1 protein-coding gene is annotated in these 3,535 nt (G+C 40.0%); it reads left to right on the plus strand.

Annotated features, from left to right (window positions below; all coding sequences use genetic code 11):
• Window positions 1-3,535 (plus strand): Ig-like domain-containing protein (locus tag WA010_RS01145; protein ID WP_422555340.1); only part of this gene is annotated, 3,535 nt, incomplete at both ends.

The following is a 3,535-nucleotide window of genomic DNA, read 5'->3' on the forward strand; positions in this document are numbered from 1 at the left end:
GGTCAGGTTACACGAATAACAGGGGAATATCTCGCTAAATCAGCAGACGGAACCATCAAGATTCTTGGTGAAGGCAGTTTAGTATTCGAAGATGACATTATTATCGGCAACAAAGGGTTTGAGCTTGATATCGCTTTACAAAACGGAGATGTTTTAGAACTTTCCGGGAATGCAATAGCCCGTTTGGGTGAATCTGTTACCGGCAATGAGAATTTTGACATTACCGACACCTCATTAAACACAGATAGCTTTTTCGCCGGTATCGATAAGGGATTGTTTTATCTCGAAAATTTTGATGAACATACGACAGCTAAAATTGATCCTGAAATATATTCGCCAAGTTCATTTGCGGAACGTATCGGGCTAGAAACGGATATTTGGGCAGAGATTGCGCCACATAAAGCAGGTATATCTCCAGAACAGCTTCAGGGTGATCTTGTGGAATCAGATTCCCTCACAATCTTGAATATGGCACCTTCATTGAGAATTGATTCAATGCTTACGATGAATGAAGATATTGAAGGAAAAATTATTTTCAGCGTGAGTGATTCAGCTGGGGTGGTGCGTGTTACGGCAAGTGCTGAATATGGAAGCGTAACGGTGAATTCGGATAATACGATTACGTATGTACCGCAGGTAAATTTTAACGGCGAGGATACTCTTACCGTAACGGCGACGGATGATGACGGAGCCACTACAGTACATACGTCAAATATCATGGTTAATGCGATCAATGATACTGTTACTCAGATAATAGAATCTGATACGGCTGAAAATGTGATTCAAGAAAATAGTATATCCGGAAGCTATACCGGTGTGACTCTTAATGCAACGGATGCTGATGGTCAAACTATTACCTATTCTCTCCCTGATAATATCCCTTTCCGTGTTGATACTGACGGTAAAGTTTATGTAACTCAATCTCTCGATTATGAATCACAGTCTAGTTATACGTTTACAGCAACTGCTATGAGTGAAGATGGTACGACCTCTGCATTGCCAATTACAATTAATGTTACCGATATTGACGATTTAGCTCCTACGGCAATGATAGTAATGGGAGATGCTGCACTCAAGATAGGTGAAATGACGGATGTCATTATCACATTTTCTGAAGCGGTTATTGGCTTCGATCATACCGATTTGAGTGTAGAAAACGGAACGCTTAGTGGATTAAATTCAGATGATGGAGGGATAACGTGGAGAGGAACTTTTACCCCTGCATCTGATATTGAAGATACAACGAATCTTATTACCCTTTCAAGCTCTTATACGGATATGGTTGGCAATACAGGATTAGTAGCAAAGAGTGCTGATTATAGTATTGACACGATCACTCCGATGGTGAGTATCACATCTTTATCAAGCGGTCATATCATCATTGCTCCGGAAAAGGCGAATGGTATTAATATTCAAGGCTTGACACAAAATGTTGAAGCGGGGAGTCTTGTCACTGTTCAGTTTGGAAATTACTCGGATACGGCTGTTGTACAAGATGACGGTTCTTGGACACTTGCCGTATCGGCAAATGATATCCCTACGAATGGTTCTTATGTCATTAGTGCTGATGTGAATGATATGGCAGAAAATAATGCGACACAAGCAACACAGAGTATTTCGGTAGATGATACGATCTTTTCGGCGTCGTTTATTGATGCACCGGTCGGAGGATTAGAGTATAGCACCAGTTCAGGTTTGAGTGGATTTACGAATGCAGATGGAACTTTTATTTATCGACCTGAAGATAGTATTACTTTTAAAATAGGCAATTTAGTTATTGGTGAGATGAATGGTACTGAGGTGGTGGGTGCAGATGTCTTTTTACAAGATGTCGCCGCTGTTGATTTGGGTGATTTAAACAATAACTATGTTGAAAATATGGCAATTTTGTTTCAGCAACTGGATGCTGATAGTGATGCTAGTAATGGAATTACCATTACGGCGGATACACGTACTTTGTTTGCTGACACATCTGAAAGCTCTATTTCAGCGATTAATTTTGAAACGACTGATAAAGTTGAATTAAGTGATATGTTAGTATCAAAAGGGATCAATGCTTTTACGTTTGAGATCGAAAAAGAGGCCGTATTAAGCGGTCAGCAAACGCTAGAAGATCGTTCGATGCTTCATGTTAAAGATACGATTGAAGATCGATTAGAGCTTAAAGAACGGCAGTTATCTGGCTTTAGCGACCGTCGAATCGAGGATGTTAATGATGCGTCACGTGATCATGCTTTAGGTTATTTTGTAGAAAGCGATGGTAGTTTGACGATTACACGTGAAGCATTGCTAAATGGGATTGAAGGCATACAGGTCAAAAATGAAAATTTGAAAATCGATAATCTCTCTATCGATCCATCATTAGGCACCATTACTGATAATGGAAATGGAACCTACAGTATCGTTTCAAATAATACATTTAACCCTGAAAATCCGATTCCGGTTACCTATACTGTATGGGATTGGACATCCAGTAAAACCTATGTGGAAAACTTTACCGCTATGGATGCACCTACGGTCACCATTACGGCTGATTCAGATGCTGATGGATTTGTCAATGCTCAAGAAGGTGTTGCATTACCGACAACATTGACCGTAACAATAGGAATTCCATCCGGAGCGATTGCTGGGCAAATAATCGAAATTAGTGACGGTAACTCATCTAAATCGGTAATTTTGGCACCATCAGATATAGCCCTTGGTTCATTGAGTGTAGTCTATCCTGCACCTATAGAAAATGAGGCATTAAATATTACCGCTACAATTATCGATAACGCTGGAAATAAATTGCAAGCCAATGACAGTGTTACGCTCGATATGGTTGGATTCTTGGCACCTACCTTAATGATATCCAATGATATCAATAATGATGGTTTCTTGGATAACAGTGAAATTTCTTCTGCTTTAAACATTAAAATAGGTTTACCGGAAAATGCGGTGGAAGGTGATAAAGTTCTGTTTACTGCCAATGGAGGCGTTGTTCAAACATTTGTTCTTTCTGCTTTAGATATTGCTGCTCAAGTAGTTCATATTGATATCCCTAACCAAGAAGGAGAAGGGGTTTTTAATGTAAGTGCTTTGTTGGTGGATCGAGCCGGGAATGTTTCGGTATCAGGTAATGAATCTTTGGTAATTGATACTGTGGTAAGTGTTAGTAATGATGCAGTTGAAAGCTTTGAAGATACTGCTGTTTTAACTGGAAATGTACTTAAAAATGATGATTCAGATGCCGTAGTAGAGAGTATTGGAACCATTCAAGGAACTTATGGAGAGGTTACTTTGAATGCGGATGGTAACTATACATATGTTCTCGATACATCAGCTGTCCAATCACTTACAACGTCTCAGTCGGTATCTGAGAGTTTTGCCTACACGGTACGTGATAGTTTGGGCAATATGAAAACGGCTACGTTGACATTGGGAATTCAAGGGACAAACGACGCACCGACACTAAGCGTCGAGAGCACAAAAACAGTGGATGAAGACGGAAGTACAACGATTACCTACAGTGCGGGTGATATCGATGGGACAGTAA

This window comes from Sulfuricurvum sp. (assembly GCF_049305995.1).
GTDB lineage: Bacteria > Campylobacterota > Campylobacteria > Campylobacterales > Sulfurimonadaceae > Sulfuricurvum.